This is a genomic window from Virgibacillus xinjiangensis (assembly GCF_042643145.1).
GTDB classification, from domain to species: domain Bacteria; phylum Bacillota; class Bacilli; order Bacillales; family Amphibacillaceae; genus Virgibacillus_O; species Virgibacillus_O xinjiangensis.
In genome coordinates this window covers 17308-42560 of the sequence record NZ_JBHRSA010000013.1, presented here as the reverse complement: position 1 = coordinate 42560, position 25253 = coordinate 17308, and the positions used below count along the sequence as shown (strand labels likewise).

The following is a 25253-nucleotide window of genomic DNA, read 5'->3' as shown; positions in this document are numbered from 1 at the left end:
CAAATAGGAAAGGAAGAAAATTGATGCTGAAAGTCCAAACAGAAAAGAAAACCGATACATTGTTGGAGCAAATTGCAGATTATGTCTGTGACCATGAAATCACCAGTGAGGAGGCCTTTTCTACGGCCCACTATGTACTGATCGATACACTGGGCTGCGGAATTCTCGCATTGAACTATCCGGAATGCACCAAACTTCTGGGTCCGGTCGTCCCGGGTACAGTCGTGCCGAACGGAACAAGGGTGCCGGGGACTCCTCATGTGCTGGACCCGGTACAGGGAGCTTTCAATATTGGCGCGATGATCCGCTGGCTGGATTATAATGACACCTGGCTGGCTGCCGAATGGGGCCATCCCTCCGATAACCTGGGCGGAATTCTAGCGGTTGCCGACTATGTCAGCCAGGAGCGGATCGCCAGAGGCGAAGAGCCGGTGAGCGTTAGAGAAGTCTTGGAAATGATGATCAAGGCTCATGAAATCCAAGGCGTACTTGCCCTGGACAACAGCTTGAACAGGGTAGGACTGGATCATGTCCTATATGTAAAGATTGCGACTACTGCTGTCGTTACCAAATTGCTGGGTGGCGGCCGTCAGGAAATCATCAATGCCTTATCCCATGCCTGGATTGATAATTCCAGTCTCCGGACATACCGGCATGCACCGAATACCGGGTCAAGAAAGTCCTGGGCTGCAGGCGATGCGACCAGCAGGGGAGTACGGCTGGCGATGATGGCTGTGAAAGGGGAAATGGGCTATGCTACGGCCTTGAGTGCACCAGGCTGGGGCTTCGAGGATGTACTCTTCAACAAACAGCGCTTGACGCTCAGTCAGCCATTGGATAGCTATGTCATGGAAAATGTTCTGTTCAAGGTTTCCTATCCGGCTGAATTCCATGCCCAGACGGCAGCGGAAACAGCCGTACAACTTTCCCCTGAGGTGAGGAACCGCTGGGAGGATATCAGCCGGATTACCATCACCACCCATGAATCAGCCATCCGGATCATCGATAAAACAGGTCCATTGAATAATCCGGCAGACCGTGACCATTGCCTCCAATATATAACTGCTGTTGGATTGCTGAAGGGGAACATCACGGCAGAAGACTATGAAGATGAAGCGGCACAGGACCCGAGAATCGATGCCCTCCGCGAAAAAATGGTCATCGAGGAAGATAGACGGTATACCGAGGATTATCTGGATCCGGATAAGCGCTCGATCGCCAATGCCGTCCAAGTGCATTTCAATGATGGCACTTCCACGGACAAAGTCGATTGCGAGTATCCGCTGGGGCACCGGTTCCGCAGAAATGAAGCAATCCCCCAAATCCTGGAGAAGTACGCAGCAAATCTTTCTACTAAATATCCGGAAAAACAGCTGCAATCCATCAAAGAAAAAACCTGTGACTACAATCAGCTGGTGAACATGAAGGTCCATGAATTCACCGAGCTTTTCACTCAACCTTGAGGGAACGCATGATTGATCGTGACTCTATCAAACTGTAAATATAGGTAGAAGGATGCCCTGAAAGTTACAGGAAACAGTGCTTTTGGGGCATTTTTGCTGTCATTTTCCAGTTCACTTCCTCTCGACCAGCAAAAACCTGCAGATTTTTTCGGTAAAACTGAAGCTATTTGTTTTTTATTTACCAGACGAATGTTATATAATATTAATTATTAATATTCAGAAATCAAATAGATATATAGAAATAGTTGGAACGCATCTATCTATGATTTTCTCCAAAGAAATGAATGCGATTACAAACAATGATATGAGGGGTTAGTCAGGAGAGAATTCAATGATGGAGGTATTCAATGGTAGTAGAACACAAATTGCGTGATGGCTTGCAAATAATGGAGGATGGGACGATTCATTTCGATGGGGACCGGTCCATTCTTACATCTATCTCTGCGTTTGGTACATTGAGGAAGGACCTGCTTGAGAATATCGGCCAAAAGCGGGTGAAAGGGTTTCTGATAAGGTATGGAGAAGAATTGGGGAGACATGACGCGAGAAAAATGAAGGATAGGAAAGGAGCCTCCTTGGAAAAATTGGCGGAGTACGGTCCTGTCCTCCATACGATGCAAGGACATGTGCAATCCATCCCTGAGAAGATAGAGGTGATCCGGCCAGATGGCAATGAGAAAGCCTCCGTCCACATGGAAGGAATCTGGGAGAAGTCTTATGAGGCGGTGGAACATGTCCGCCAGTTCGGCTGCTCACCAACCCCTGTATGCTATACATTGACAGGTTATGCCAGCGGCTATCTCAGCGAGATATTCGACAGACCCATCATTTTCAAAGAAGTTTCTTGTTATGGGGCAGGGGATTCCCACTGCAGATGGGTCGGCAAATCACTGGATCTCTGGGACGGGGAAGTCGATGATGAACTGCCTTTTTACCAGGAATCGCCTATTGTCAAAGAGCTGGAAGTAACTTATGAGAGGCTGTTGGAGGAACGGAATAATTTTGCAAAGACCTATACGGTCCATAAGAAATTGACCAATGAGCTGTTGAGGAGGCGTGATCTCCATTCGATTGCCCACGTCGTGAATGAGTATATGGATGTTCCCATCCTTATTGAGGACGCGAAGCTTAGTGTGTTGGCCCAAGAGGGGTTCACCGAGGAGGAATTGGAAGCAGCATGCGAGGATTTCCGTTGCTATATGGATCACCCGATGAGGCAGAAAAACCCCATCAATCATACGAAACTATTGAAATTGGACAATCATACCCGGTTGGTCACACCGATCTATTTGCAGGATGACATTATCGGATACTGTTCCTTTTGCGGAGAAGAGGGAGCTGTATCGGAATCCAATTCCAATGCCCATCGGATGATCATCGAACAGATTTCATCTGTCTCTTCCCTGTATCTATTGAATGAAAAAACGGAGATCGAAGCAGCAGAACGGGTCAAGGGGCGGTTCCTGGAGGAAATCCTAAGCGGGAAATACCAGCCGAATGAAATCCTGCGCCGCAGCAACTATTTCCAGGTCGATCTTCACCAGCCCTTTAAAATCATGGCAGTCAAATGCTCTACCAGCAAAGAACCATTGGAAGAGGAGCTGCTCTTCTATGAGGATCTTCTGGAAACGACACTGCAATACTTCAAAAGGAATCAACTGAAGATATTGATCAGCCAATACACCAACCGGATCACCTTGCTGATCCCGGAACAGGGGGATGGCGAGAAAGACATCGACACCCTGTGCAGGGACTATTTCCAATTTCTTACCGAGGAGTATCCCGAGGCAACATTTTCTGCAGGGATGAGTCTGCCCTCCGACCAAATCGGACAGGCAGTGGATTCTTACCGGGAGGCACTGACAGCATTAAGGATGGCCACCAGGAAGAATAAAATCATTCATTTTGACAGGCTCGGCCTGATGGGACCGCTGATCAATGCCAACAATGAACAGGAAGTGAAGCGGATTGCTTCCTATATACTCGGACCGTTATGCGAAGACATGAACCATAAAAAACTGGAGCTTTTGAAAACCTTGCATATCTTCCTATCGAACGGCGGCAACCTGGAACAAACAGCAGCTGATATCGCCTTGTCACTCAGTGGTCTCAGGTATCGTCTCGGAAAAATAGAAGAGATGCTGGAGATGGATTTGCGCAACCCGACCACTAATCATCAATTGCTGCTGTCGTTGCAGGCATTGATTCTGATCGGGGAAATAGAGCTGGATTAGCTTTTTGATAACATGGCCGTTTTGACGGTATATCAGCATATCATTAGCACGGGCGCTCAGAATTTAAATGACTGGGCGTTTTTTTATGCTCTTTTTGCATAATCCATACACATTTGTCCCTTCCAATGATCTAAAAACAGACAGATACCTGCAGAAGTTCTTTTCTTTTCCGTCGGATGATGTCATTGTTTGTTAACGCTTACATTGATAATCTAAAAATAAGAAGTTTTTAGAAAAAATATTCGAACAGGAGGCGAAACCATGCTGAACGGCAAAGAATATTTGGAGAGCTTGAGGGATGGAAGAGAAGTATACCTGAATGGAGAAAAGATCGAGGATGTGACGGAACATCCTGCCTATAGAAATTCCGCCCGCTCTTATGCGCGGATGTATGATGCCCTGCATGATCCAGAGATGGAGAGCAAGCTGGTGACCACGACGGAATATGGGGACAAGACACATAAATTCTTCAAAACTTCCAGACATGCACAGGATCTGTTGGAATCAAGGGATGCGATTGCCACCTGGTCTAAAATGAACTTCGGCTTCATGGGACGCACACCAGATTATAAGGCGTCTTTCACCGCCCAACTGGATGCCTACGCCGACTACTATAAAGGATTTGAGGACAATGCGAAAGCATGGTATAGGAAAGCATCAAAAGATGTGCCATTCATTAATCATACCATCGTCAATCCGCAGGTGGACCGTTCGAAACCACTACACGAAAACAAGGATGTATTCGTCCGGGCCGTAGCGGAGAAGGATGACGGCATCATTGTCAGTGGGGCAAAAATGGTTGGAACTGCCGCGGCACTGACCCATTATAACTTCGTATCCAATTACGGACCGAAAGATCTGGGAGAAGGGGATGTCAGTCACGCGCTCATCTTTTTCGTTGCCATGAACGCGCCAGGAGTGAAAGTGATCAGCCGCCAGTCGTATGAACAGCAGGCAGCGGCGACCGGGTCGCCATTCGACTATCCGCTTTCCAGCCGGTTTGATGAAAATGATGCGGTGATTGTCCTGGATAATGTCTTCATTCCATGGGAAGACGTGTTGGCTTATAAAAATGTGGAAACCACCAACAACTTTTTCACGGAAACCGGGTTCTTCAACCGCTTTACGTTCCATGGATGCACTCGGTTCGCCGTAAAGCTCGATTTCATGGCCGGCCTTCTGCTCAAGGCTACCGAAGCTTCCGGCACCGACCAATTCAGAGGAGTCCAAGCGAATCTGGGTGAAGTGATCGCCCTTCGCAATATGTTCTGGGGATTGTCCACCTCGATGGCAACTGAACCGGAAATCGGAAGCAACGGCATCGCCGTACCGAACGGGGAATATTGCAATGCCTACCGTGTGTTGGCTCCGTCGACATGGCCGAGAGTCAAAAATATCTTTGAACAGGTGGTCGCCGGCGGCTTGATTCAGCTCCCTTCCAGTGCGAATGATTTCCTGAATCCGGAATTGCGTCCATATCTGGACCAATATTACCGGGGAACAGGAATCAGTGCAGAGGACCGGGTGAAATTGCTGAAGATGGTCTGGGATTCCGTCGGTTCCGAGTTCGGCGGCCGGCATGAACTGTATGAAATCAACTATGGCGGCAATACCGACAACATCCGCCTGGAAGCACTCAAGCATGCAGAGGGAGTGGGTGCGGCTGACAAATACCGTTCCTTCGTCGATACCGCGATGAGCGACTATGACTTGGAAGGCTGGACCAATGATACGTGGCTCAATGCCGGCAAAAGTGAATTGAGTGGAATCAAGTAAACCGTACGTCCTTACGTTTTCAGCTGTTTTTCAAAAATATCCATTAATAATAAGGGGGAGTCAGAATGTCAAATTTTGATGTAGCACAGTTGGCGCATGTGGAGTTGTATTCACCAAAACCGGAGGAAACCGTGAAGTTTTTTACAGATATCATGGGCCTTCAAGTGACAGAAAGAGCAGGACAGTCCGTCTACTTGAGAGCGTATGAGGATTTTTATCACCATACACTGAAAATCACGGAAGCCAAAGAGCCAGGCATGGCCCATACGGCATGGCGGTCCGGGTCGGAGGAAGCCCTCTACCGCAAGGTCCAGTCCCTGGAGAAAAGCGGGTATGGACAAGGATGGATTGAAGGCGATCTCGGCCATGGACAGGCCTATCAATTCCGGACGCCTGACGGCCATCAAATGGAATTGCTTTGGGATGTGGAATATTACCAAGCTCCAGAGGATCAGAAGACGGCGCTCAAAAGCCGTCCGCAAAGGAAGCCGAATGTCGGTGTGCCTGCGAGACGACTGGACCATGTGAACTTGATGTGCAGTGACGTGACAGCCAATAAAAATTTCATGGCCGATGAGCTTGGTTTCAAATTACGCGAGAACATCATCATGAATGATGGTCTGGAGATGGGTGCTTGGATGAGTGTAAGCCCGCTTGTCCATGAAATCGCGCTGATGAGTGACCAGCGGGGCGGAAAAGGTCGTTTCCACCATGTGGCGTTCTGGTATGGATATCCACAACACTTGATGGATGTAGCTGACCTGCTCGTGGAAAGCGGCGTACAGATTGAAGCCGGACCAGGTAAACACGGGGTCAGCCAAGCATACTTCATGTATGTATTCGAGCCGGGCGGAAACCGTGTGGAACTGTTCGGAGACTCCGGTTACCTGATCCTGGATCCTGACTGGAAACCGATCACATGGAAGGAAGACGAACTCGAAAAAGGAATCATCTGGTATGGATCTCCATTGCCGAATGAGTATTTCTTATATGGCACCCCGGATGTGCCAAGCAAAGTGCCGAGCAAGTAACAGGCAGTAGGCTGCACGTCATGAACGCTGGTTCGTGCTGTGCAGCCTGTATCTGTGGATTAGAATAGCCCGTATCGATTCAAAGGAAGCCACATGCAAATAGCATAGAAAATGGAGGGAAAGTCAGCATGCCGTTTATTCAGATAAACATATTGGAAGGCCGGGAAGCGGAAAAGAAGGAGCGGCTCATCCATGAGGTGACGGGGGTCGTTTCAGATGTATTGGATGCACCGAAGGAAAATGTACGTATACAAATTAACGAGATGGCACCGGAACATTGGGGAATAGCCGGAGAATCGGTCAAAAAGCGGAAAAATCTCTAGGAGGGTCATTATGGAACATGTCCAGACACGCGTCAAAGAAGTGAAGTCCTTTGTGAATGGTGAATATCTGGAATCTGCATCCGATGCCAAGTTCGATGTCTACAACCCTGCTACACAGGAAATCATCGCCCATGTCCAGGAGGCGAAAGAGGAAGAAGTGGACCGTGCCTGCCGGGCAGCAAGGAAGGCATTCGAGGAAGGGCCATGGAGGACCATGCCTTTATCGGAGCGCTGTCAGAAGCTGCGCCGGATGGCCGAGATCATTCTGGAGCGAAAAGAAGAATTGGCCAGATTGGAAGCGATGGATGTCGGCAAGCCATACCCGGTAGCCCTGGAAAAGGAAATACCACGGGCGGCGAACAACTTGAAATTCTTCGCAGATTTCATGGAGAAGCAAGGAGCCGAAGTCTATCCGATGGATGAAGACTACTTGAATTACACCCGGTATGAGCCGGTGGGTGTGGCATCCTTGATCACCCCATGGAATCTGCCGTTCATGCTGACCACCTGGAAGCTGGGCCCATGCCTTGCTGCAGGGAACACGGCAGTCATCAAACCGGCGGAAGTGACACCACTGACGGTCTCGCTTCTCGGGGAGATTGCAAAAGAAGCAGGCATCCCTGACGGTGTAGTGAATGTCATCCATGGATTCGGCCCAGGTTCTGCAGGCGAATACATGACTACCCACCCCGATGTGGACCTCATCTCCTTTACAGGGGAAACAGCCACAGGGAAATCGATCATGAAAAGCGGTGCCGATTCGTTGAAAAAAGTGTCGTTTGAGTTGGGCGGAAAGGCAGCCAATATCATTTTTGAGGATGCCAATCTGGATAAGGCCATCCAGACGTCCCTGCAGGCAGCGTTCATGAACTCCGGCCAAGTATGCTTGGCCGGGTCGAGGATTCTCGTACAGCGGTCGATTTTCGATGAGTTTGTCGAACGGTTCAGGGAAGCGGCCGCCAGTTTCAAGGTCGGTGACCCGCAGGACAGCGGAACCAATATGGGACCGCTGGTCAGCAAAGAGCATTATGAAAAAGTCACCAGCTATTTTGAAATTGCCGAGGAGGAAGGAGCCACCCTTGTCCATGGCGGCAAGCGGCCGGAACTTCCTGAGCATTTAAAGGACGGGTATTACCTGGAGCCGACCATCTATATCCAGGAGGATCCGAAAGCGCGTATCAGCCAGGAGGAAATCTTCGGGCCGGTTGTCACGCTGATTCCTTTCGAGACAGAAGAGGAGGCATTGGAAATCGCCAATGACACGGACTACGGGCTGAACGGAGTCGTCTGGACCGACAATCTGCAGCGGGCCCATCGGGTATCCCATCATGTGCGGGCCGGCACAATTTGGGTCAACTGCTGGTTCGTCCGCGACCTGCGCGCCCCATTCGGAGGATTCAACCAGAGCGGGGTAGGACGCGAAGGCGGACACCACAGCATGGAGTTCTTCACCGAAGCGAAGAATATCTGTATTGCGTTGGAATAGGATATATCGGAGACACTTCTCCACCTCATACAAAAGCGCTGTATCAGAAATTGATACAGCGCTTTAAGTTTGTTCAACGAACGGGCAGTTTTAATGACGTTCAAATGGCTTATACAAAGAGTTAGAGAAATAAACAGAGAGGAAAAGAAAGTATCTTTCCTCTCTGAATGACGGTTCCTTATTTATTCTAACGCCTGGGATAAATCTTCTTTAAGATCATCCACATGTTCGAGGCCAATTGATACACGCAATAGATTTGGCGGAGCCATCGTTGTGCTTCCTTCAACGGAAGCACGGTGCTCCAGGAAACTGTGCGTTCCCCCCAGACTTGTAGCACGGGTAAACAATTGTACCTTCGCAGCAACAGCCATTGCTTCACGTTGACCGCCTTTCACCTGAAAGGACAACATACTGCCGAATGAGCTCATCTGCCGTGCTGCAATATGATGTCCTGGATGGCCAGATAAACCAGGATAATGAACGGCTTCAACATTCGGATGAGCCTTTAAAAAATCTGCAACTTCCGTTGCGTTTGCACAATGGGTCATCATCCGAGGGGCAAGTGATTGTACGCCTCGCAGCGCAAGCCAACAGTCGAAAGGGGAAGGCACAGCACCTTTTGAGTGTTGCCATGCTCGTAAATTGGTCAACATAGGACTATCTGATTTTGCGACAACTGCACCAATCATTAAATCACTATGGCCTCCTAGATATTTCGTCACAGAATGGATGGACAAATCAACTCCAAGAGTGAGGGGACGCTGCAGAACTGGCGTTGCCCACGTATTATCGACAACAGTGTAAGCGCCAGACTCTTGTGCTAACTTGGCAACGGCTTCAATATCGGCAACTTTCAATAATGGATTAGACGGCGTTTCCATCCAAACCAGACCGGTTGGGGCGCTTTTTATCGCTTCCTCCACCTCTTGAAGATCTGTCATGTCAACAATCACTATGTCAAACTTTGCATCAATATCCGTTTCCGAAAGAAGGGAGCGAATACCAAAATACATATCGTTTGGCATGATAACCCGACGTGGTTTGTCCGAAGGAAGGGCCTCGATTGCTGAAGTGATTGCTGCCATTCCTGATGCGAACGTGACGCAATCGTACCCATCTTCAAGCGATGTGAGGCAGTCTTCCAGAGCCTGACGGTTGGGGTTGTTTTCCCGGCTATACACGAACTCATTTGGATAGGAGCCATCTGCAGCTCGTTCGAATGTCGTAGAGAGATGGATTGGCATGGTGACCGAGCTCGTTGATTTGTCAATCGAACGTCCGTAGTGAATGGCTTTTGTTTCAAAACGCATACATATTCCTCACTTTCAAAGATTTATTGTCATGATGCGTGATCATGGGCTTAATTTGGTTGCATTGAGATAACCCTGATGTTGTTAAAATTGCGTAGCAAAGCTGTTTTCCTCTATAATCTCCTCCGTCACTTTTTCATCTTTGATTTCAAAGTGCTTTGGAATTTAGATCCTCATCACCCCTCATTTAATTTCGCAGTTTAAAAAAAACTATCGATTATATAAAATATATTATGATAGAATCTGACATTTAAAAAGATACAGTTTTAAATAATCAAGCATGTCAGGAGATGTTATATGAAAGATTATCTATTTGCCTTAAACGAAAGCTCTCCCAAATACAAACAAATCTACGAGCAGTTCAAATCATTTATTGAACAGGGAAATGTGGAAGCTGATGAACAACTGCCCTCCATCCGGCAACTTGCTGATTCTCTTCAAGTAAGTCGCAATACAACCCTAATGGCGTATAATCAGCTGGTAGCGGAGGGGTATATACGCGGAGAAGGAAGAAAGGGTTATTTTGTCAATCCATTAGAGCCAACTCTTTACCAAGAACCACCAAGCCTCCCTGACAAAAAGAAAAGGAGAGAGAAAGAATCCGTACGTGTCGATTTTAGGACAGATGCTGTGGACCAGTCCCATTTCCCCTTGAAAATATGGAGGAGAACAGCGAATCATGTTCTATCATTGCCTGAGAGTTTTCGGTATGGGGATCCTTTCGGAGAGATGAGACTGCGTGAACAAATCGCAGGATACTTATTCCAATCACGCGGGGTAAGAACAGATGCAGATGCCATTATTATTGGCAGCAGTACACAACAAATGTTGATTAATCTAGGCTATATCCTACAGGAAGATTTCTCAGGTATGATCGTAGAAGATCCAGGGTTCGATGGCGCCAGGGAAGCTTTTCAATTCCACCGGTTTTCGCTTGAATATCTGCCAGTATATGCAGCGGGTGCAGATCTATCGCAACTTGAGCAGATGGATTCTGCCTTAATCTATGTAACACCTTCTCATCACAGTCCGTACGGTGTAAGCATGTCCATTCAACAACGACAAACGCTCATCGGGTGGGCAAACAAGGTAAAGGGATACATTATTGAAGACGATTATGATAGTGAGTTCCGATATACGCAACGGCCGTTTCCAGCACTTGCTTCTATTGATTCAACAAGGGTCATTTACCTGGGGAATTTCTCCAAATCATTTCTCCCAGGATTGCGTTTAAGCTATATGGTGTTGCCAAAGCAGCTCTTAGACCGTTATAAAAATCGGTTCCTGAACTTCGAAAGCTCGACATCCCTGTTCAGCCAATTGACAATGGCCAGATTTATGGAAAACGGGGAATGGAATCGGCATATTAAGCGAATGCGCCTTGTTTATAAAAGAAAAATGAAACACCTCGTATCAATATTGAAAACACATTTTGGGCAGAGTATATCCATTATTGGCGAACAGTCCGGTTTGTACGTATTAATTGAAGTAGATGTGGAGTGCTCAGAAGAATGGCTGATCGAGCAGGCTTATCATTATGGTGTAAAAGTGCGGCCAACTTCAATCTATTTCATAAAAAACCATTCAGATAGACCACTGATTAAATTAGGATTTAGCGGTCTTTCTTTTGATGAAATTGAGCTTGGTGTAAATCTCCTAAGAGAAGCGTGGTTATAAAAGTGCCTTTTTAGATATTTGTTCATTTACCAGGGAGATCCTTCAGCAGTTTTTAATATTTTACCATTAAGCTGCCGGGTACATTACCACAACAACGGTACTGCTTCTTTTGTAGGTATTGGAGCAGGTTAATGCAATAAGAGTAAGTTATAATCTATTATAAAAATGTTGTCATTGGAAGTGGTCTATATAATTTATGCAATCAATTATTTATAATTGCAGGTATTGCCGAGATTGGTGGAGGTTATCTAATTTGGTTATGGTTAAGAGAAGGAAAACCACTTTATTGGGGAATAGGTGGTGGAATGGCACTAGCCTTGTACGGTGTGATTGCTACATTTCAAGCCTTTCCATCGTTCGGTAGAGTTTATGCCGCATATGGCGGAGTTTTTGTAGTTCTTTCTGTTTTATGGGGTTGGGGTATTGATAAGAAAACACCTGATTTATATGATTGGACAGGTGCTGGTATCTGCCTAATTGGTGTATCCGTAATTTTATTTGCACCACGTCATTAAATACCTATCTTAAATCTGATGAATATCGGTATTCCAGGGCTTATTTTAATTTTACTTATTGCTTTAATTATCTTTGGACCATCGAAACTTCCGCAATTAGGAAAAGCAGTTGGACAAACTTTATCTGAATTTAAACGATCGACAAACGATATCTTGGATGATGTGAAAGAACCAATCGATCGGGTAAATGACATTGCCACAGATGCAGTCAAAGTCGATGCTGCAAAAGACGAAAGCAATCAATCCGATAATAAATCTTAATATAGAATCCAATAAAATATGTGTATTGCGTTGGAAAAGGATAAACCGGAGTCACATTTTACGCACTTCACACAAAAGCGTTGTATCGGACAATGATACAGCGCTTTTGACATTTTTTGGACTTGCTGCCTTCCAAAACTTGAGTCTGCCAATCTACCATCAGCATGTATATTGGCCGCGTCTATTGGCAAAACTGCCAATATATCAGACTAGCAATTGGGAGGCACTCCAAATGAAACATAAACTTATGGTAGGTATCGGCTTTTTTGTATGTCTCTTTATTTTTGAACCAACCGTCCATGCGGATAGTGGGCAGTTATATGAGGTCCATTCGGAAACCGTGAATTTGCGGGAGGCACCAGACCAAGGCGGAGAAGTTCTAGCTTATTTGAACAGCGGTGCACAGGTCACGATTTTTCAAGAATCGAATGGATGGGGAAGAACATTTTATAATGGTAAAGAAGCATGGATCGCCCTATATTTGCTGGTGGAAAAAAGTGAATCCACAGAGGCAGCGGTATCAGGGGCAAATGAAGAAGTGAATCGCCAACAAACATCAGAAGATACCGAAGAAGAGGAATCGGAAACAGCATCTGCTCCAAACAATGAGGGTGAAGAAGCGGAAGTTGATGAAAGTGAAGGATCGGCTGCTGAAGTCAGGGAAGAGGATGCAAATGAAAAAGTGGATCGGCAACAGATGCCAGAAAATATAGAAGAAGAGGAATCGGAAACAGTATCTGCTCCAAAGAATGAGGATGAAAAAGCGGAAGTAAGTGATGAAGGTGAAGCATCACCTGCTGAAGTCAGGGAGGAGGATGCAAATGAAAAAGTGGATCGGCAACAGATGCCAGAAGATATAGAAGAAGAGGAATCGGAAACAGTATCCCCTCAAAACTATGAAGATGAAGAAGCAGAAGAAAATGATGAAAAAGAAGCATCACCTGCTGAAGTCAGGGAAGAAAATGTAAATCAAGATGCACGCAGGGAGCAAATTGGTGAAAAGGCTTTGTCTGGCTATCATTTTGTTATTGACCCGGGTCATGGTGGAAAGGATACAGGAGCGGTCCGGTCAGGGGTGGATGAAAAAACAATAAACCTTTCTACAGCAAGGAAACTTTATGAACAGTTGCGTGATAAGGGGGCTTCCGTCACGTTGACCCGGACAGAAGATACGTTCATTTCCGTCGACCAGCGGGTGCAACTCAGTAATTCCACTGCTGCAGATGCCTTCATCAGTCTGCACTATAATACATTCAAAGACCAATCAATAAGTGGAGTCGATATCTTTTATAATAATGGGAGTCAGGAGCTTGCCGAATCCGTTCAGAAATCATTGGTCCGTCACGTCCAGCTCACGGATCGCGGCTCGAAGCAAGCTGATTATAAAGTGTTGAGAGAAAACAGGCAACTGGCTCTATTAATAGAGCTCGGTTTCATTTCCAATCCGGAAGAACGAGAGCTAGTCCAAACGGATGGATACCAAGAAAAAGCTGCTAAGGGCATTGTCGCTGGATTGGAAGACCATTTCAGCAAGGACTGAGCGATCACTAGAAAGGCTGTCTTCCTTCTCACATGGCAATCGAACAGCAAGTCAGAGCGGCACGAGAATTTCCCAGCCAACTTTGACAATCAGGAGATTCTATAAAAAAGTAACCATCCTATACCCCTGGCCAGAAGTAGAATGGTTACTTTTCACATCTATGTTTCTGATTGATTCATTAGGTCGGACGATGACCCTGTCCCTACAGGATTTCTAGATACTTTCACCTTGGAAATCATTCGGCCATCTACTTCTTCAATCTGGAAGGTCAATCCTGCATACTCAATGGAGTCGTTGTCTCCAGCCTCGGGGATACGTCCGATTTGGCTAATGATAAATCCGCTCAGCGTTTCATATTCGTCGATAGGAAGTTTCACATGGAAATAGTCTGCTACCTCGTCCAAGTTGATGCTTCCGTTGACATGGAAGGTGTTGTTATCAAGCTTTACGATATCGGTAACAACTTCATCATCTTCATCGAAAATCTCACCGACAATTTCCTCCAATAGATCTTCCAGTGTAACAATCCCAGCTGTTCCGCCGAATTCATCGATGATGATGCCGATATGGATGTTGTTATCCTGGAAATCCTTGAATAACTCTGCCATCGTGTTGAACTCTGGCGTCATATACGGTGTCCTGCAGAAATCCATCAAATCGAAATCATCCATATCATGCGGTTCGCTCAGATACTCAATGAGATCTTTGACATACAGTATTCCAACAATATTATCGATACTTTTTTCGTAGATTGGCAGTCTTGAAAATCTTTCTTCGGTGATGACGGATATAACCTCTTTCAGCGTTGCATCTGCAGGGAGTGCAATGATATCGGTCCGATGGGTCATTGCCTCACTGACCTTGACTCCTTTCAGTCTGATGGAGCCTTGGATCATTTTATTCTCATTTTCCTCAAAAACTCCCTCTTCTGTCCCAACATTCGCCAACACGGCTAATTCCTCTCTGCTTGTCGTAGTTGCTTGGCCATCAGAGGATTTGCTTGAGATCACTTTGGTGATGAGCTCAGAAATGATGACAAACGGGTACGTAATATAGATCAAGTATTGGATGATTTGACCAGATGCCAGCGCCATTTTCTTCCAATACCTGGCGCCCAGCGTTTTAGGAATGATCTCGGAAAAGACAAGGATGAGAATGGTAAGAACAGCCGAAATCACCCCAAAATATGCTTCACCAAATACTTTAGTGGCTTGCGCACCCACACCAGCTGCCCCTACGGTATGGGCGATGGTATTGAGCGTCAAGATAGCGGAAAGGGGACGGTCCACACTTTTCTTCAGATCCAGGAAAAGATTGGCCCGTTTGTTTCCGTCTTCCGCTCTCACATTCAAGTACGAGGGAGTGGTGGACAGAAAAACGGCTTCCAGTATGGAACAAAGAAATGATATGCCTATTGCCAAAAACAAGTACAATATCAGAAGTGTCATGAGATAAGCTTAACCTCTTTCCAAATTATTAAGTAATATAGAATAGTTTATCATACGTAATTATTCATTTAATAGGTAGGAGCATTTTACAGCGGATCAATGCCCGAATAAACAAGCACCCTTCAAGCCTGGCCGGTTGGCTGAAGGGTGCTTTATTAGGTGTTGGATGGAAGAGGATTTCATAGGATGGTCGAAGCTTGGATGTACGTATCCAGCCAACAAAGGTCCATTGCAAGGTGGACAAGTAAAAAAGAGTTTTATTGTCTGCCTTGAGAGCTGAGGTTATAAGAAACAGCTACTTGTGCTATCTAACCCAGTAAGAGTTGATTCCATGGTTGATGATTCTTGCATCTGGAGGTACTTGTCTGATCGCATTATAGGCGTTCAAATAATCACCAATACCCGTAAGAATCATAACCCAGGATAAAATGCCAACATATACAGATATAATATTATTAAAATCAAAAACTCCAATGGAGAATAATAGAAAGGGGAGATATCCAAGTATGATATTCGGCGCCATGCATACCCATACAAATCTATATTTTGATAATGGACTATTAAAGTGAACGAACAAGGCCCCTTCGTTCATTTTCGTCCAGATTTCTTTTTCTGAGTATCTTGGCAAACTGAATGCATGAATCAATTCATGCACATATGTAAGAATCATGCTTAGCAGGCCAATGAATACATAATGATAAACAGGTATGGCCAGGAAATTTTCGATTTTCATAATCATTATAGTTGTGGAAAGTAAAAGTATAGGCAAACTGATTAGTCCACCTAATAAAAACGCTGTAGAAATACTATTCGGCTCTTTGAATTTGACCGCATTATGAGGCAATGATCCTCTTTTCAATTGGTTCTCGTCTGTATATTTTCCTTTGAACTTTATATTAAACATGTTTTCTCCCCTAGATTACGACCTTTAAAAATATGGATAGTAACGAACCTCTTATATTTTAGCATAAGTAGCTGTATAAGCTTTCAATTAAACAAACAGTCCAATTCATTTACAAATTGGACTGTTTGAGGAAATGATTTACTCTATAAATGATTCGTAATTTAAGTAGAAAGGAACACTCTGTTATATAAGAGTGACTGATCAACTGTGCCTTCTGTCCAAAACTTTCAGTGTGAGCCAAGTTGCTTTAAGCTCTGTTAGTACCATCTTAATCTTATTGCTGTTTTTATGAATTCCCCTTAGATAAGGGCGAATAGACTTGTAAGTGAGATTAGTAGTACAATAGGTGGAACTAATTTTGGAACCTTGACAATGTTTAAGAAGTTAGCTATTAGTAGTCCGACAAGACAAGCAATCCCCAACAATATACTTAACTTACCAATCGTCAGAAAACCAATGGTCATGTACAATACTTTCCTCTCTGCCTAATCAGTCTAACCAGTTTTCGACTACTGTACCAGCAGCATATCCGACAGCTACACCACCAGCAAGGATGCCCACGCCAGCTACTACCATGGAACCAGTGATTACCAAACCACCATCAATATCCATTAGTTCGTCGTTTCCTATAACTTCATAATTATTTTTCTCAAGCGATACCACATTATCCATATGAATTCCTCCCTAAGTTAATTTTTACTTAAAACTACAAATCAGTCTGAAAATGCCCAAGCAGCACCAAGAGCGACACCGCCAACAAACAGAACTCCACCTACGATTGCAGAACCAGTAAATGCTAATCCACCATCGATATCCATTAATTCATCTTCACTGAGAACTTTATGCTCGCTCTCACTCATATTTTTTTTCAAAGCTTCTTCCATTTTCATCCTCCTCCTTTCCTTTTTTGAACACACAAAAAATATAGTAGCATAATTGCAAAGAAAATGTAATATTTTTACTTAATTTTTCTAATTATGGTTTTTTTGTACTTTTTTCTTCCAGTTTTCAAAGTATTATTGCCTTTTAATAGATTAATTGATATAGTTCCTTATGGAATAAATGTAACAATTGTGTAACATTTTTCGGATTGGCACTATAATATAAAATAGCATTGAGGGTTATGGTCAGTATGATTTGTATAAGACAACAAGATGAAAGAGATTGCGGGATTGCATGCCTTGCAACTGTATTAAAGACCTACAAGACTGAGATTCCACTCAGCAGATTACGTGAATTGTCAGGAACAGATTCCAATGGAACATCAGCTTTTGGATTGAAAAAATGTATGGAAGAATTAGGTTTCGACTGTACCGCAATAAAAGCAGACAGCAGTGTGTGGAAGGAAAAAGATCTGCACTTTCCGCTTATAGCCCATGTAATGGTGAATAAGTCCTATTTTCATTACGTGGTAATACATAAAGTCAAAAAAGATAAGCTAATAATAGCTGATCCTGGGGAAGGAATAGTCAAGAAGCCAATTGAGGACTTTGAAAAGGAATGGACAGGTGTTCTATTGCTAATGATCCCTACTGAAGAATACGCTCCACAAAAGGAAAAAGTGGCTGGAATAACATCGTTTTTACCTACGATTTTCAGAAAGAAAGCGATGATATTCAATATTTTCCTGGCTTCCTTGCTAATAACTTTGTTTGGAGTATTAGGTTCTTACTACTTTCAAGGATTAATTGACTATTTTATTCCTAATGGAACAAAAGATTCGTTAAGTATTATTTCTATAGGCCTTGTGTTCGTTTATATATTCCAGGTTATATTTGAATATAGTCGAAGTTACATATTACTAATCATGGGGCAGCATATGAGTATTGATATGATGCTTAGCTATTTTAAGCATGTATTACACCTGCCCATGAATTTCTTTGCTACAAGAAAAGTCGGAGACATAATGTCCCGGTTTCTTGATGCCAATAAAATCATTGATGCTCTAGCCAGCGCTACATTATCAATGATTTTAGACATAGGCATGGTAATCATTATCGGCATTGTGCTGGCAGTACAGAATATGACGTTATTTCTAATCACACTTTGTACTTTGCCATTTTATATCATCGCTATTTTGTCTTTTGTCAAATTCTATGAAAAGGCGAACGAGCAGGAAATGGTTGCTAGTGCCCAACTGAATTCAAGTATGATAGAAAGTATTAATGGGGTAGAGACAATCAAGTCATACCATGCCGAGGAAAGAATCTACAATAAGGTTGACGAGAAGTTTGTGAAACTTCTAAAGAAGACCTTTGTTAGGGCTAATCTGGATAATTTGCAGAGCTCCTTCAAGCATCTAATCGAATTGCTGAGTACTGTAGTCATCCTATGGGTTGGTTCCTTTTTGGTTATAGATGGAGAAATCAGTATTGGGCAACTCATTACATATAATTCTCTATTGGTGTTCTTCATAAAACCACTTAAAAATATTATTAATTTACAAGTAAAGATACAAACAGCTCAAGTAGCGAATAAGCGTCTAAATGAGGTGTTTTATATTGAGCCAGAAGTAAGTGAACATGAGAGATTGAAAGTGAAAGATCCGTCCATCTTGGATAATGAAATTACATTCAATGACGTAACTTTTTCCTATGGTTTGAAAGCTCCTGTGTTGAGGGATGTTTCCTTTTCTATTCCTTTCCGTTCCAAAGTTGCACTAGTGGGGGTCAGTGGTTCTGGTAAGTCAACGGTAGCTAAACTCTTAGTTAACTATTATGAACCGAAAGAAGGCAGCATTGCCTTTAATAATATAAACTCAAAAGATATTGATAAATATTATTTAAGGGATCATGTAACCTATGTCCCACAGGATTCATTTTTCTTTTATGGATCAATACTGGAAAATTTAACATTCGGCATACGAGATAACATAGATTTCAAAAGAATTTTGGAGGTTTGTGAACTTGTTGAATTGACGGAGTTCATAAACTCCCAGTCACTCCGTTTTCAGGCTCCGATAGAAGAAGGAGGCTCAAACCTATCAGGAGGTCAAAAGCAAAGAATAGCTCTAGCCAGAGCGTTATTAAAGAACGCAGAAGTCTTGATCCTAGATGAAGCTACAAGTAATATGGATACTCTTCTAGAACATAAAATAATATCTAATTTGTTAAACCTCAAAGATAAAACCATTATTTTTGTTGCTCACCATCTAAAAATTGCCAAAAAATGCGATGATATTTTGGTCATGGATGGAGGACGGCTTGTCGAATCAGGTACACATGAGCAGTTATTAGAATCGAAAGGTAAATATTACAGTCTATGGGAAATTTAGAAGAAAGGAGGAGCATTAGAGTTGGAAAATAATTGGAAGGATAACTCTTCTATTTATAAGAAGAGCCATAGCCATTTCTATATGTACATTCTATATCCTGTAATTTTACTATTGGTCGTTGTATGTATCTTTCTATTTGTTGGTTACAGAGAAGTTACGGTGGATGCAATTGGTTTATTAGAACCGACAGAGACCGAATTAGTACAGGCTAGTAATTCGGGTGAAATAGTGGATAACTTTTTAGAAGAAAATAAAGAAGTGAAGACTGGCGATACTTTATTGGTATTCGATGAAAAACAAATGAAAAGAGAAGAAAAAGAGATTCAAACTAAACTTGACGAGTTAAATGAACAGAAAGAGGAATTGTATACACTGAAAGAAAGTATAACGAACGAAGTCAATTATTTTGAAGGCGATGACCCTTTTGGATACTCTGAAATAGTGAATAATTTCCTTGAAAAAAAAGAAAACAACGAGGACATAGTTGAAATACTTACGGGTACAGAGAAATCGATAGAAGAAGAGAATGAATTGATAAGTAACATGCTCGAGGACAAAAAGAAAACTCTCTCTAATACTGAAGGCTTAAGAGAAGCGCTTAAAAATAATGATGATTCGTTCCATACCGAAAGTGAAAAAATCAATAATCAGTTTGATTTCTATAGTGAACAGATAAACTCTTCCTTAGATAAAGAAAGAGAGAAAACGAGTATTCTAAGTAATTTGGATTCTCAAATTGATAATATAGAGGGAGAAATTCTGAATCTTGAGTTGGAAATTAGTAATAACTCTTCTTCAATTAGTAGCTTGGATCAGCAAATCTCAACTTCTCAATCAAAGAATGATTTAACTAAAAGCGAAAAGCTTGCGGAAATAGCATCGCAAATTCAAGCAGTGGAAGATGAAATAACGACGAATCAGAGCTCTCTCAATGAGATGGAAGTTCTCTCTGAGAAAAATAAAGTGGTGGCAAAGTCAGATGGCATTATACATATCAATGAGGAGTATAAATCTACTTCTTCTGTTACAGAAGGCACTGTTCTGGCAGAGATTTTACCTAACCTAGAAAAAGATACGGTTGAAATTGTTACTGCTATACCAGCATCTGATATGACCAACGTAGAGGTGGGAATGCAATTTACGTTTACTCTCGATGTAAAAGGTGTCTCTGAAAAAGCCTTACGTGGGAAAATCACTGAAATCGCCAGTAACAGCACTCAAACAGAAAAAGGGGTTTTCTACCAAGTTAAAGGGTCCGTAATTGAAATTCCAGAAAGTACTCCTTTACGTTTTGGATTAGCCGGAGAAGTATCATTAATCGTTGGAGAAAAGACCTATTTTAATTACTTTAAGGACAAAATTTTCTAAGGGTTATTCTAAAGGTCAGAAGGTTTTAAGTTGATAACCGACGTGGGGGAAGGTGTAACTAAGATTTTTTAGTTGCACCTTCTTTTTTTTGTATTCCGGTTAATTCACGCCAACTCAAAGAAATTCCAGTTCACTGGATATTTCCCTGATATGATCCTGATCAGCCCAAAGGATGAAGTAGTTGTACGTATCGTCGTTGATCATGATCGATTCCGGATAGGCCGTGATAAAGGCGGCCTGTTGGTTCATTTCAGGCGGCTGGTCGTCTGATGGAAGGATGATACAGGCGTCTTCACCGAGGTGGGTTGTCGCCACAATCTGTGGATTGGATCCATAAGGTTCTAATGGATGGTAGGCTTCATTCCGGCATACTTCTTCCAGCGCACTTTCGGAAAGAATGGCCCCGATTTGAAAAAATCCGTCAGGTCCTTCAAATCGTTCAGCGGTTGTTTGCTGCCAGTCGGCTGGGTAGCGTAGGGATACTTGGTAGACGTCACTGCGAAATGTCTTCTTGCGTGCTGTTTGGGATGGCGACCATTTAAGATAGGAAATCGCATCTGCTGTAAATAGTCGGATTGGAACGGGATGGGAAACGTCCAAGGCCCATGCTTCGTTCGGACCCATAGCTTGTCGGCATCCGGAGAGATAGGCGATTTTGTCTCCATTGGGCGACCAGGTGACATCCGAACTGAAACAATCGGCAATGGCCCAAGTCTGGAGGTTCCTGCCGGCCCGGTCATCCGTTTGAATGTAGGAATAATAGCCGTTTACGTAAAAGGTGGCACTGTATGCAATCTGCTCTGAACCCGGGGACCATTCGGGATTGTAATTCTTCCCAAGAGGGCCGCCTGGAAGTGTTTGTATCGCTCCTGTTGAGATATCGACTGTTGTCACCAAGGAAACACTCACTCCCGGACCGGTGAAAAGGGCGTAAGCGCCATCTTGAGAAAGACGCACATTAAAAAAAGACGCTTCTTCCAGTTGGGTGATTTGCCTTTTGTTCATGCCATCGGTCTGAATCCGATAAAGCTGAGGGGTTCCGTTCGCATCATTTGCTTTGAACAGCAGTTCATCTCCTGAAGGGAACCACTGGACATCACTTGCACCAGGCTGGTCGAGGGTTCGAGCACTGTGTGCATGTATATCGTAAAGTACGATCTGATTACCCTTTACATAGCTGAGTTGCGTGCTGTCAGGAGACCAATCCAGCAAGGTGTAGGGGCTGATTTGGTCGATCCGGGCAATCGAATCTGTTTCTACATCAGCAACATACACGATTTTGTTTCTGCCAATGAAGGCTATTTTCTTGCTGTCGGGCGACCAAAACGGTTCAGCGTACTGCTCACCAAGCCCATTCGTCAGTCGGGAACTGGATCCATTCCGCGGGTTGTACAGCCATATATCAAAGCTTCCTCCCTGTACAGCTGTATAGGCAAGGAGTCCATCCCCGCCTGGAGGGGCATACGGGATGACAAGGTTCATTCCCGGATAAATCGTATCGGATGGCAATTGATTCACCGTGCGGATCAATTGCGGCAGAATGCCCCCTTCTGTTTGGACGTTAAATTTTGCAGCTATTCCATAAAGGGTGTCTCCCCGCTGGACGACATAATAAGGCACACCTTCAGGGATGGTAAGCACTTGTCCCGGCTGGATGATATAGGGCGGCTGCAAGGAGTTGGCCTGGATGATGGATGCCAGGGGAATGCGGTAGCGCTGTGCAATCCTGTAAACAGTGTCTCCTTGCTGCACCAGATAGGTCGTAACACCTGGAGGCATCGACAACTGTTGGCCGATGAAAATCGTATAAGGCGACACCAACCGGTTGGCAGCAATAAGGGATGGGAGCGGCACTTGCCAGCGATTGGCTATTAAGTAGACGGTGACCCCCGGCTGCACCGTATAAAACATTTGCATGCGATCACCTCTTATCCATGGTCTTGACTAGTTTATGTACATGGATTTCGCATTAGAATATAGAGGACGCCAACACCATCCCTTCCAAGGCTGATGTTGCTTTTACAGCTATTGATTTCCCTCACCTATACATGGTCCTTCCGTTTTACATACCGTGTAGGGAGGAGGTGAAATTGATGGAGAAATTCATTGCTCATCTGGAAGGTGCGAACGAAGTACCTCCAGTAAGGACAGATGCTTTCGGAACAGCTGAGTTTGTCGCCAACAGGGATTGTACAAAGATCAAGTTCGAGCTGGAAGTCAACCAGATCAGAAACTTCATCCAAGCGCATATTCACTTTGGAGCCCGCAATGAGAATGGGCCTGTTCTCGCCTTCCTTTTTGGCGCCGATCTGGCGACACTGGAAGAGCAGAATGGGATAACCACTCGCCGAGGGGTAATTACAGGCGTCATTACAGATGAGGACATTGTTCCCAATGATGTAGGTGTAAGAGATGTGAAGGACCTGCTGATGTTGATGCGTAAAGAATTGACGTATGTGAATGCCCATACCGAACAAAATCCTGGTGGGGAAATCAGAGGGCAGATCATTCCGTTGCACCATAGACGATACTAGGTAACTTAGCCAAAAAGATGGGGAATCTATCGGCTGAGCAGTATTGACAGAAAAAAAACCTGGACCATCCTCCTTCGTAGAAGAAATGTCCAGGTTTCTTTTATTCTTCAATTCGATTTCATTAACAGATAGATGAAATAAGGGGCGCCGATGAATGCTGCCACAATCCCTGCTGGAATCGTATCAGATACCAACACGTTCCGGCCGATGGTGTCTGCTGCGATCAACAGAATCATTCCCATCAGTAATGCGATAGGGAGGTATGACTGGTGTCTAGGTCCTACCAGGCTTTTTGCTATATGCGGTGCCATCAGCCCGATGAAACTGATTCCTCCTGTCACGGATACCGCTGCGGCTGCCAGGGCAACGGCGATGATGATCAGGAGAAATCTTTCTTTGTTCAGGGAGACACCCAATCCGATCGCACTAGGCTCACCCATTGCCAGGATATTCAGCGTGTTCGCTTTGTAAAAGATAACCGGCAGACAAACAAGGAGCCATGGAAGCAGCGCCAGGATGAATGGCCAGTCTGTTCCCCAGATATTGCCGGCGAGCCATCGGGAGACAAACTCCACATCGCTGCGTTCTGCAGAGGAAATCAGCAGCATCATCAATCCCGAGAGAGCAGAGGCAAAGCCGACACCGACCAATACGAGTTTGACGGGCTGGATCCCTTTTCCTTTTTCATAGGAAAAAAAGTAAATGCAGAGAGCCGTAATGATCGCACTGAGGAAGGCGACCATCGGCAATACATAGGCATAGTGCTGGATATCGGACTGTACAAAGAGATAAAAGATGGTGATTCCCACACCGGCCCCGGCATTTATCCCGATGATACCCGGGTCTGCCAGGTCATTCCTGGTCACACTCTGCAGTAATGCACCGGACATGGCCAGGGCCATTCCCGCAAGCGCTAGGATAATGGACCTGGGGAGGCGGATGGAAAATAGGATGAATTCTTCTTTGAACGAGCCGAACCCGGATAGCGTCGGGACGATACGCCAGATGGACAGGGTGGAATCTCCCAAGGAGACACTGCAGGTAAACACCCCGATCAAGATGGCCACAAGAATGGCTATCCATTTTCTTTGCTTTTTCTGTTTCTGTTCAGCCAAATGCTCGTCCTCCTCTACGTACCAATAATAAGAAGAACGGTAGACCGACGATGGCCACAATCGCAACAACCGGGGTTTCAAATGGAGCGTTCAGGGTGCGCCCGACCAGGTCTGCGATAACCATGAACAGCCCGCCTGCCACGATGGACATGGGAACAATCATCCGGTAGTCGGAACCGACCAGCCCCCGGACAATATGGGGAATGATGAGCCCCACAAATGCAAGGTTTCCAACCAGGGCCACCGCAGCTCCAGCAAGGAGGACCACGATTCCCATGAGCAAGGTTTTCAGCAAGGCGGTTTTCTGGCCCAGTCCGACAGCCACTTCTTCATTCAGGCTCAGTATCGTCAAATGCCGGCTGAGAGCAATACTGGCAAGGAGGCCGGCGATGATGACAGGAACGACCAAGAGTGCCTGCCAAGTGGTTCCGATCAGACCGCCAGCAGTCCACATGGACACATCTTTGGATATATGGAAAAGAATCCCCACTCCGTCCGCCAGTGCTTGTAGGAAGGCTGTGACGGCAGCCCCTGCCAATACCAGTTTCAGCGGAGAAAGACCCGTTTTCATGGACCCGGCAATCCCGTAGACAATCCCCATTCCGACAGCAGCTCCGATGAAACAGGCGATAATGATCGAAAGGTACGATGCTGACGGGATAAGTGCCATGGTCAGCGCCAAGGCTGCATTAGCACCTGCCGTGATGCCGAGCAAGCCTGGGTCTGCAAGCGGATTGCGGGTGACACCCTGCATGATGGCCCCTGAAACGGCCAGGGCACTGCCGACAAAGAAGGCTGCAATCACCCGTGGGAAGCGAATTTCCTGCAAGACGGAGTAGTAATCTCCACCAGTCTTTCCGATCATGGCATGCCAGACATCCCGGAAGGTCGTGTCTGCCGCACCGAATGTGAGGGCGGCATAGAAACTCAGGAACAATAACAGCAAAGCTGTAAGCAATAACAATGGGAAGGGGAGGGAACGGACCTTTTTCAT

21 protein-coding genes and 1 pseudogene are annotated in these 25253 nt (G+C 44.8%); 13 read left to right on the top strand and 9 right to left on the bottom strand.

What is annotated here, in order from left to right:
• The first annotated feature begins 23 nt into the window (after positions 1-23).
• The 6 genes from ACFOGI_RS04420 (at position 24) to ACFOGI_RS04395 (ending at position 8313) form a co-directional block, all read left to right on the top strand.
• On the top strand, positions 24-1463 hold the full coding sequence (locus tag ACFOGI_RS04420; RefSeq protein ID WP_390269014.1) for a bifunctional 2-methylcitrate dehydratase/aconitate hydratase: 1440 nt from the start codon (positions 24-26) through the stop codon (positions 1461-1463).
• Between the two features lie 347 nt (positions 1464-1810).
• Positions 1811-3697 (top strand): XylR N-terminal domain-containing protein, encoded by a 1887-nt coding sequence (locus ACFOGI_RS04415; RefSeq protein ID WP_390269011.1) that lies wholly within the window; start codon positions 1811-1813, stop codon positions 3695-3697.
• Between the two features lie 261 nt (positions 3698-3958).
• On the top strand, positions 3959-5473 hold the full coding sequence (locus tag ACFOGI_RS04410; protein ID WP_390269008.1) for a 4-hydroxyphenylacetate 3-hydroxylase family protein: 1515 nt from the start codon (positions 3959-3961) through the stop codon (positions 5471-5473).
• A gap of 65 nt (positions 5474-5538) precedes the next feature.
• Positions 5539-6504: a catechol 2,3-dioxygenase gene (locus ACFOGI_RS04405; RefSeq protein ID WP_390269005.1), complete on the top strand. Its 966-nt coding sequence runs from the start codon at positions 5539-5541 to the stop codon at positions 6502-6504.
• A 128-nt stretch (positions 6505-6632) separates the two neighbouring features.
• Complete coding sequence (locus ACFOGI_RS04400; RefSeq protein WP_390269002.1) at positions 6633-6827, top strand: 4-oxalocrotonate tautomerase; 195 nt, start codon at positions 6633-6635, stop codon at positions 6825-6827.
• A gap of 10 nt (positions 6828-6837) precedes the next feature.
• Positions 6838-8313: an aldehyde dehydrogenase gene (locus ACFOGI_RS04395; RefSeq protein WP_390268999.1), complete on the top strand. Its 1476-nt coding sequence runs from the start codon at positions 6838-6840 to the stop codon at positions 8311-8313.
• 182 nt (positions 8314-8495) lie between these two features.
• On the opposite strand, the gene ACFOGI_RS04390 is transcribed toward ACFOGI_RS04395, so the two are convergent.
• Positions 8496-9623, bottom strand: a complete 1128-nt coding sequence (locus ACFOGI_RS04390) for a trans-sulfuration enzyme family protein (RefSeq protein ID WP_390268997.1) — start codon at positions 9621-9623, stop codon at positions 8496-8498.
• An 87-nt stretch (positions 9624-9710) separates the two neighbouring features.
• Positions 9711-9788: pseudogene (locus ACFOGI_RS04385) on the bottom strand (FMN-binding negative transcriptional regulator); the annotation flags it as partial.
• A 132-nt stretch (positions 9789-9920) separates the two neighbouring features.
• Here ACFOGI_RS04385 and pdxR point away from each other — a divergent pair.
• From pdxR to ACFOGI_RS04365, 4 genes are all read left to right on the top strand, one after another.
• Complete coding sequence (pdxR, locus tag ACFOGI_RS04380; RefSeq protein ID WP_390268994.1) at positions 9921-11300, top strand: MocR-like pyridoxine biosynthesis transcription factor PdxR; 1380 nt, start codon at positions 9921-9923, stop codon at positions 11298-11300.
• 173 nt (positions 11301-11473) lie between these two features.
• On the top strand, positions 11474-11815 hold the full coding sequence (locus tag ACFOGI_RS04375) for a YnfA family protein (protein ID WP_390269151.1): 342 nt from the start codon (positions 11474-11476) through the stop codon (positions 11813-11815).
• Between the two features lie 18 nt (positions 11816-11833).
• The gene (gene tatA / locus ACFOGI_RS04370; RefSeq protein WP_390268991.1) at positions 11834-12076 is read left to right on the top strand and encodes a twin-arginine translocase TatA/TatE family subunit; all 243 of its coding nucleotides are present in this window, start codon (positions 11834-11836) and stop codon (positions 12074-12076) included.
• A 232-nt stretch (positions 12077-12308) separates the two neighbouring features.
• A complete protein-coding gene (locus ACFOGI_RS04365) occupies positions 12309-13616 on the top strand; it encodes an N-acetylmuramoyl-L-alanine amidase (protein ID WP_390268988.1) in 1308 nt (435 codons plus the stop codon).
• Between the two features lie 158 nt (positions 13617-13774).
• Here ACFOGI_RS04365 and ACFOGI_RS04360 read toward each other — a convergent pair whose 3' ends face one another.
• The 4 genes from ACFOGI_RS04360 to ACFOGI_RS04345 form a co-directional block, all read right to left on the bottom strand.
• Complete coding sequence (locus ACFOGI_RS04360) at positions 13775-15064, bottom strand: hemolysin family protein (protein ID WP_390268985.1); 1290 nt, start codon at positions 15062-15064, stop codon at positions 13775-13777.
• 304 nt (positions 15065-15368) lie between these two features.
• The gene (locus tag ACFOGI_RS04355) at positions 15369-15968 is read right to left on the bottom strand and encodes a DUF3267 domain-containing protein (protein ID WP_390268982.1); all 600 of its coding nucleotides are present in this window, start codon (positions 15966-15968) and stop codon (positions 15369-15371) included.
• 489 nt (positions 15969-16457) lie between these two features.
• The gene (locus ACFOGI_RS04350) at positions 16458-16640 is read right to left on the bottom strand and encodes a Blp family class II bacteriocin (RefSeq protein WP_390268979.1); all 183 of its coding nucleotides are present in this window, start codon (positions 16638-16640) and stop codon (positions 16458-16460) included.
• Between the two features lie 41 nt (positions 16641-16681).
• The gene (locus ACFOGI_RS04345) at positions 16682-16852 is read right to left on the bottom strand and encodes a class IIb bacteriocin, lactobin A/cerein 7B family (protein WP_390268975.1); all 171 of its coding nucleotides are present in this window, start codon (positions 16850-16852) and stop codon (positions 16682-16684) included.
• A 239-nt stretch (positions 16853-17091) separates the two neighbouring features.
• On the opposite strand from ACFOGI_RS04345, the gene ACFOGI_RS04340 reads away from it, so the two are divergent.
• Both ACFOGI_RS04340 and ACFOGI_RS04335 read left to right on the top strand, forming a co-directional pair.
• Positions 17092-19242, top strand: coding sequence for a peptide cleavage/export ABC transporter (locus tag ACFOGI_RS04340; protein WP_390268972.1), 2151 nt, complete (start codon positions 17092-17094; stop codon positions 19240-19242).
• Between the two features lie 21 nt (positions 19243-19263).
• Positions 19264-20610, top strand: a complete 1347-nt coding sequence (locus ACFOGI_RS04335) for a bacteriocin secretion accessory protein (protein ID WP_390268970.1) — start codon at positions 19264-19266, stop codon at positions 20608-20610.
• A gap of 114 nt (positions 20611-20724) precedes the next feature.
• Here ACFOGI_RS04335 and ACFOGI_RS04330 read toward each other — a convergent pair whose 3' ends face one another.
• Entirely contained in the window at positions 20725-22527 is a 1803-nt protein-coding gene (locus tag ACFOGI_RS04330) for a LysM peptidoglycan-binding domain-containing protein (protein ID WP_390268967.1), read from the bottom strand.
• 176 nt (positions 22528-22703) lie between these two features.
• Between ACFOGI_RS04330 and ACFOGI_RS04325 the strand changes: the two genes are divergently transcribed.
• Entirely contained in the window at positions 22704-23144 is a 441-nt protein-coding gene (locus ACFOGI_RS04325) for a CHRD domain-containing protein (RefSeq protein ID WP_390268964.1), read from the top strand.
• Positions 23145-23251: 107 nt separating this feature from the next.
• Here the strand turns inward: ACFOGI_RS04325 and ACFOGI_RS04320 are convergent, their stop codons facing one another.
• Both ACFOGI_RS04320 and ACFOGI_RS04315 read right to left on the bottom strand, forming a co-directional pair.
• The gene (locus ACFOGI_RS04320; protein ID WP_390268962.1) at positions 23252-24259 is read right to left on the bottom strand and encodes a FecCD family ABC transporter permease; all 1008 of its coding nucleotides are present in this window, start codon (positions 24257-24259) and stop codon (positions 23252-23254) included.
• Entirely contained in the window at positions 24252-25253 is a 1002-nt protein-coding gene (locus ACFOGI_RS04315; protein ID WP_390268959.1) for a FecCD family ABC transporter permease, read from the bottom strand. Before ACFOGI_RS04315 ends, ACFOGI_RS04320 begins: the two co-directional genes overlap by 8 nt.

Excerpts from the sequence above, each read along its gene's own strand:
- ACFOGI_RS04420 (WP_390269014.1), top strand. The coding sequence starts at position 24 with ATGCTGAAAGTCCAAACAGAAAAGAAAACCGATACATTGTTGGAGCAA.
- ACFOGI_RS04415 (WP_390269011.1), top strand. The coding sequence starts at position 1,811 with ATGGTAGTAGAACACAAATTGCGTGATGGCTTGCAAATAATGGAGGAT.
- ACFOGI_RS04410 (WP_390269008.1), top strand. The coding sequence starts at position 3,959 with ATGCTGAACGGCAAAGAATATTTGGAGAGCTTGAGGGATGGAAGAGAA.
- ACFOGI_RS04405 (WP_390269005.1), top strand. The coding sequence starts at position 5,539 with ATGTCAAATTTTGATGTAGCACAGTTGGCGCATGTGGAGTTGTATTCA.
- ACFOGI_RS04400 (WP_390269002.1), top strand. The coding sequence starts at position 6,633 with ATGCCGTTTATTCAGATAAACATATTGGAAGGCCGGGAAGCGGAAAAG.
- ACFOGI_RS04395 (WP_390268999.1), top strand. The coding sequence starts at position 6,838 with ATGGAACATGTCCAGACACGCGTCAAAGAAGTGAAGTCCTTTGTGAAT.
- ACFOGI_RS04390 (WP_390268997.1), bottom strand. The coding sequence starts at position 9,623 with ATGCGTTTTGAAACAAAAGCCATTCACTACGGACGTTCGATTGACAAA.
- pdxR (WP_390268994.1), top strand. The coding sequence starts at position 9,921 with ATGAAAGATTATCTATTTGCCTTAAACGAAAGCTCTCCCAAATACAAA.
- tatA (WP_390268991.1), top strand. The coding sequence starts at position 11,834 with ATGAATATCGGTATTCCAGGGCTTATTTTAATTTTACTTATTGCTTTA.
- ACFOGI_RS04365 (WP_390268988.1), top strand. The coding sequence starts at position 12,309 with ATGAAACATAAACTTATGGTAGGTATCGGCTTTTTTGTATGTCTCTTT.
- ACFOGI_RS04360 (WP_390268985.1), bottom strand. The coding sequence starts at position 15,064 with ATGACACTTCTGATATTGTACTTGTTTTTGGCAATAGGCATATCATTT.
- ACFOGI_RS04355 (WP_390268982.1), bottom strand. The coding sequence starts at position 15,968 with ATGTTTAATATAAAGTTCAAAGGAAAATATACAGACGAGAACCAATTG.
- ACFOGI_RS04350 (WP_390268979.1), bottom strand. The coding sequence starts at position 16,640 with ATGGATAATGTGGTATCGCTTGAGAAAAATAATTATGAAGTTATAGGA.
- ACFOGI_RS04345 (WP_390268975.1), bottom strand. The coding sequence starts at position 16,852 with ATGGAAGAAGCTTTGAAAAAAAATATGAGTGAGAGCGAGCATAAAGTT.
- ACFOGI_RS04340 (WP_390268972.1), top strand. The coding sequence starts at position 17,092 with ATGGTCAGTATGATTTGTATAAGACAACAAGATGAAAGAGATTGCGGG.
- ACFOGI_RS04330 (WP_390268967.1), bottom strand. The coding sequence starts at position 22,527 with ATGCAAATGTTTTATACGGTGCAGCCGGGGGTCACCGTCTACTTAATA.
- ACFOGI_RS04325 (WP_390268964.1), top strand. The coding sequence starts at position 22,704 with ATGGAGAAATTCATTGCTCATCTGGAAGGTGCGAACGAAGTACCTCCA.
- ACFOGI_RS04315 (WP_390268959.1), bottom strand. The coding sequence starts at position 25,253 with ATGAAAAAGGTCCGTTCCCTCCCCTTCCCATTGTTATTGCTTACAGCT.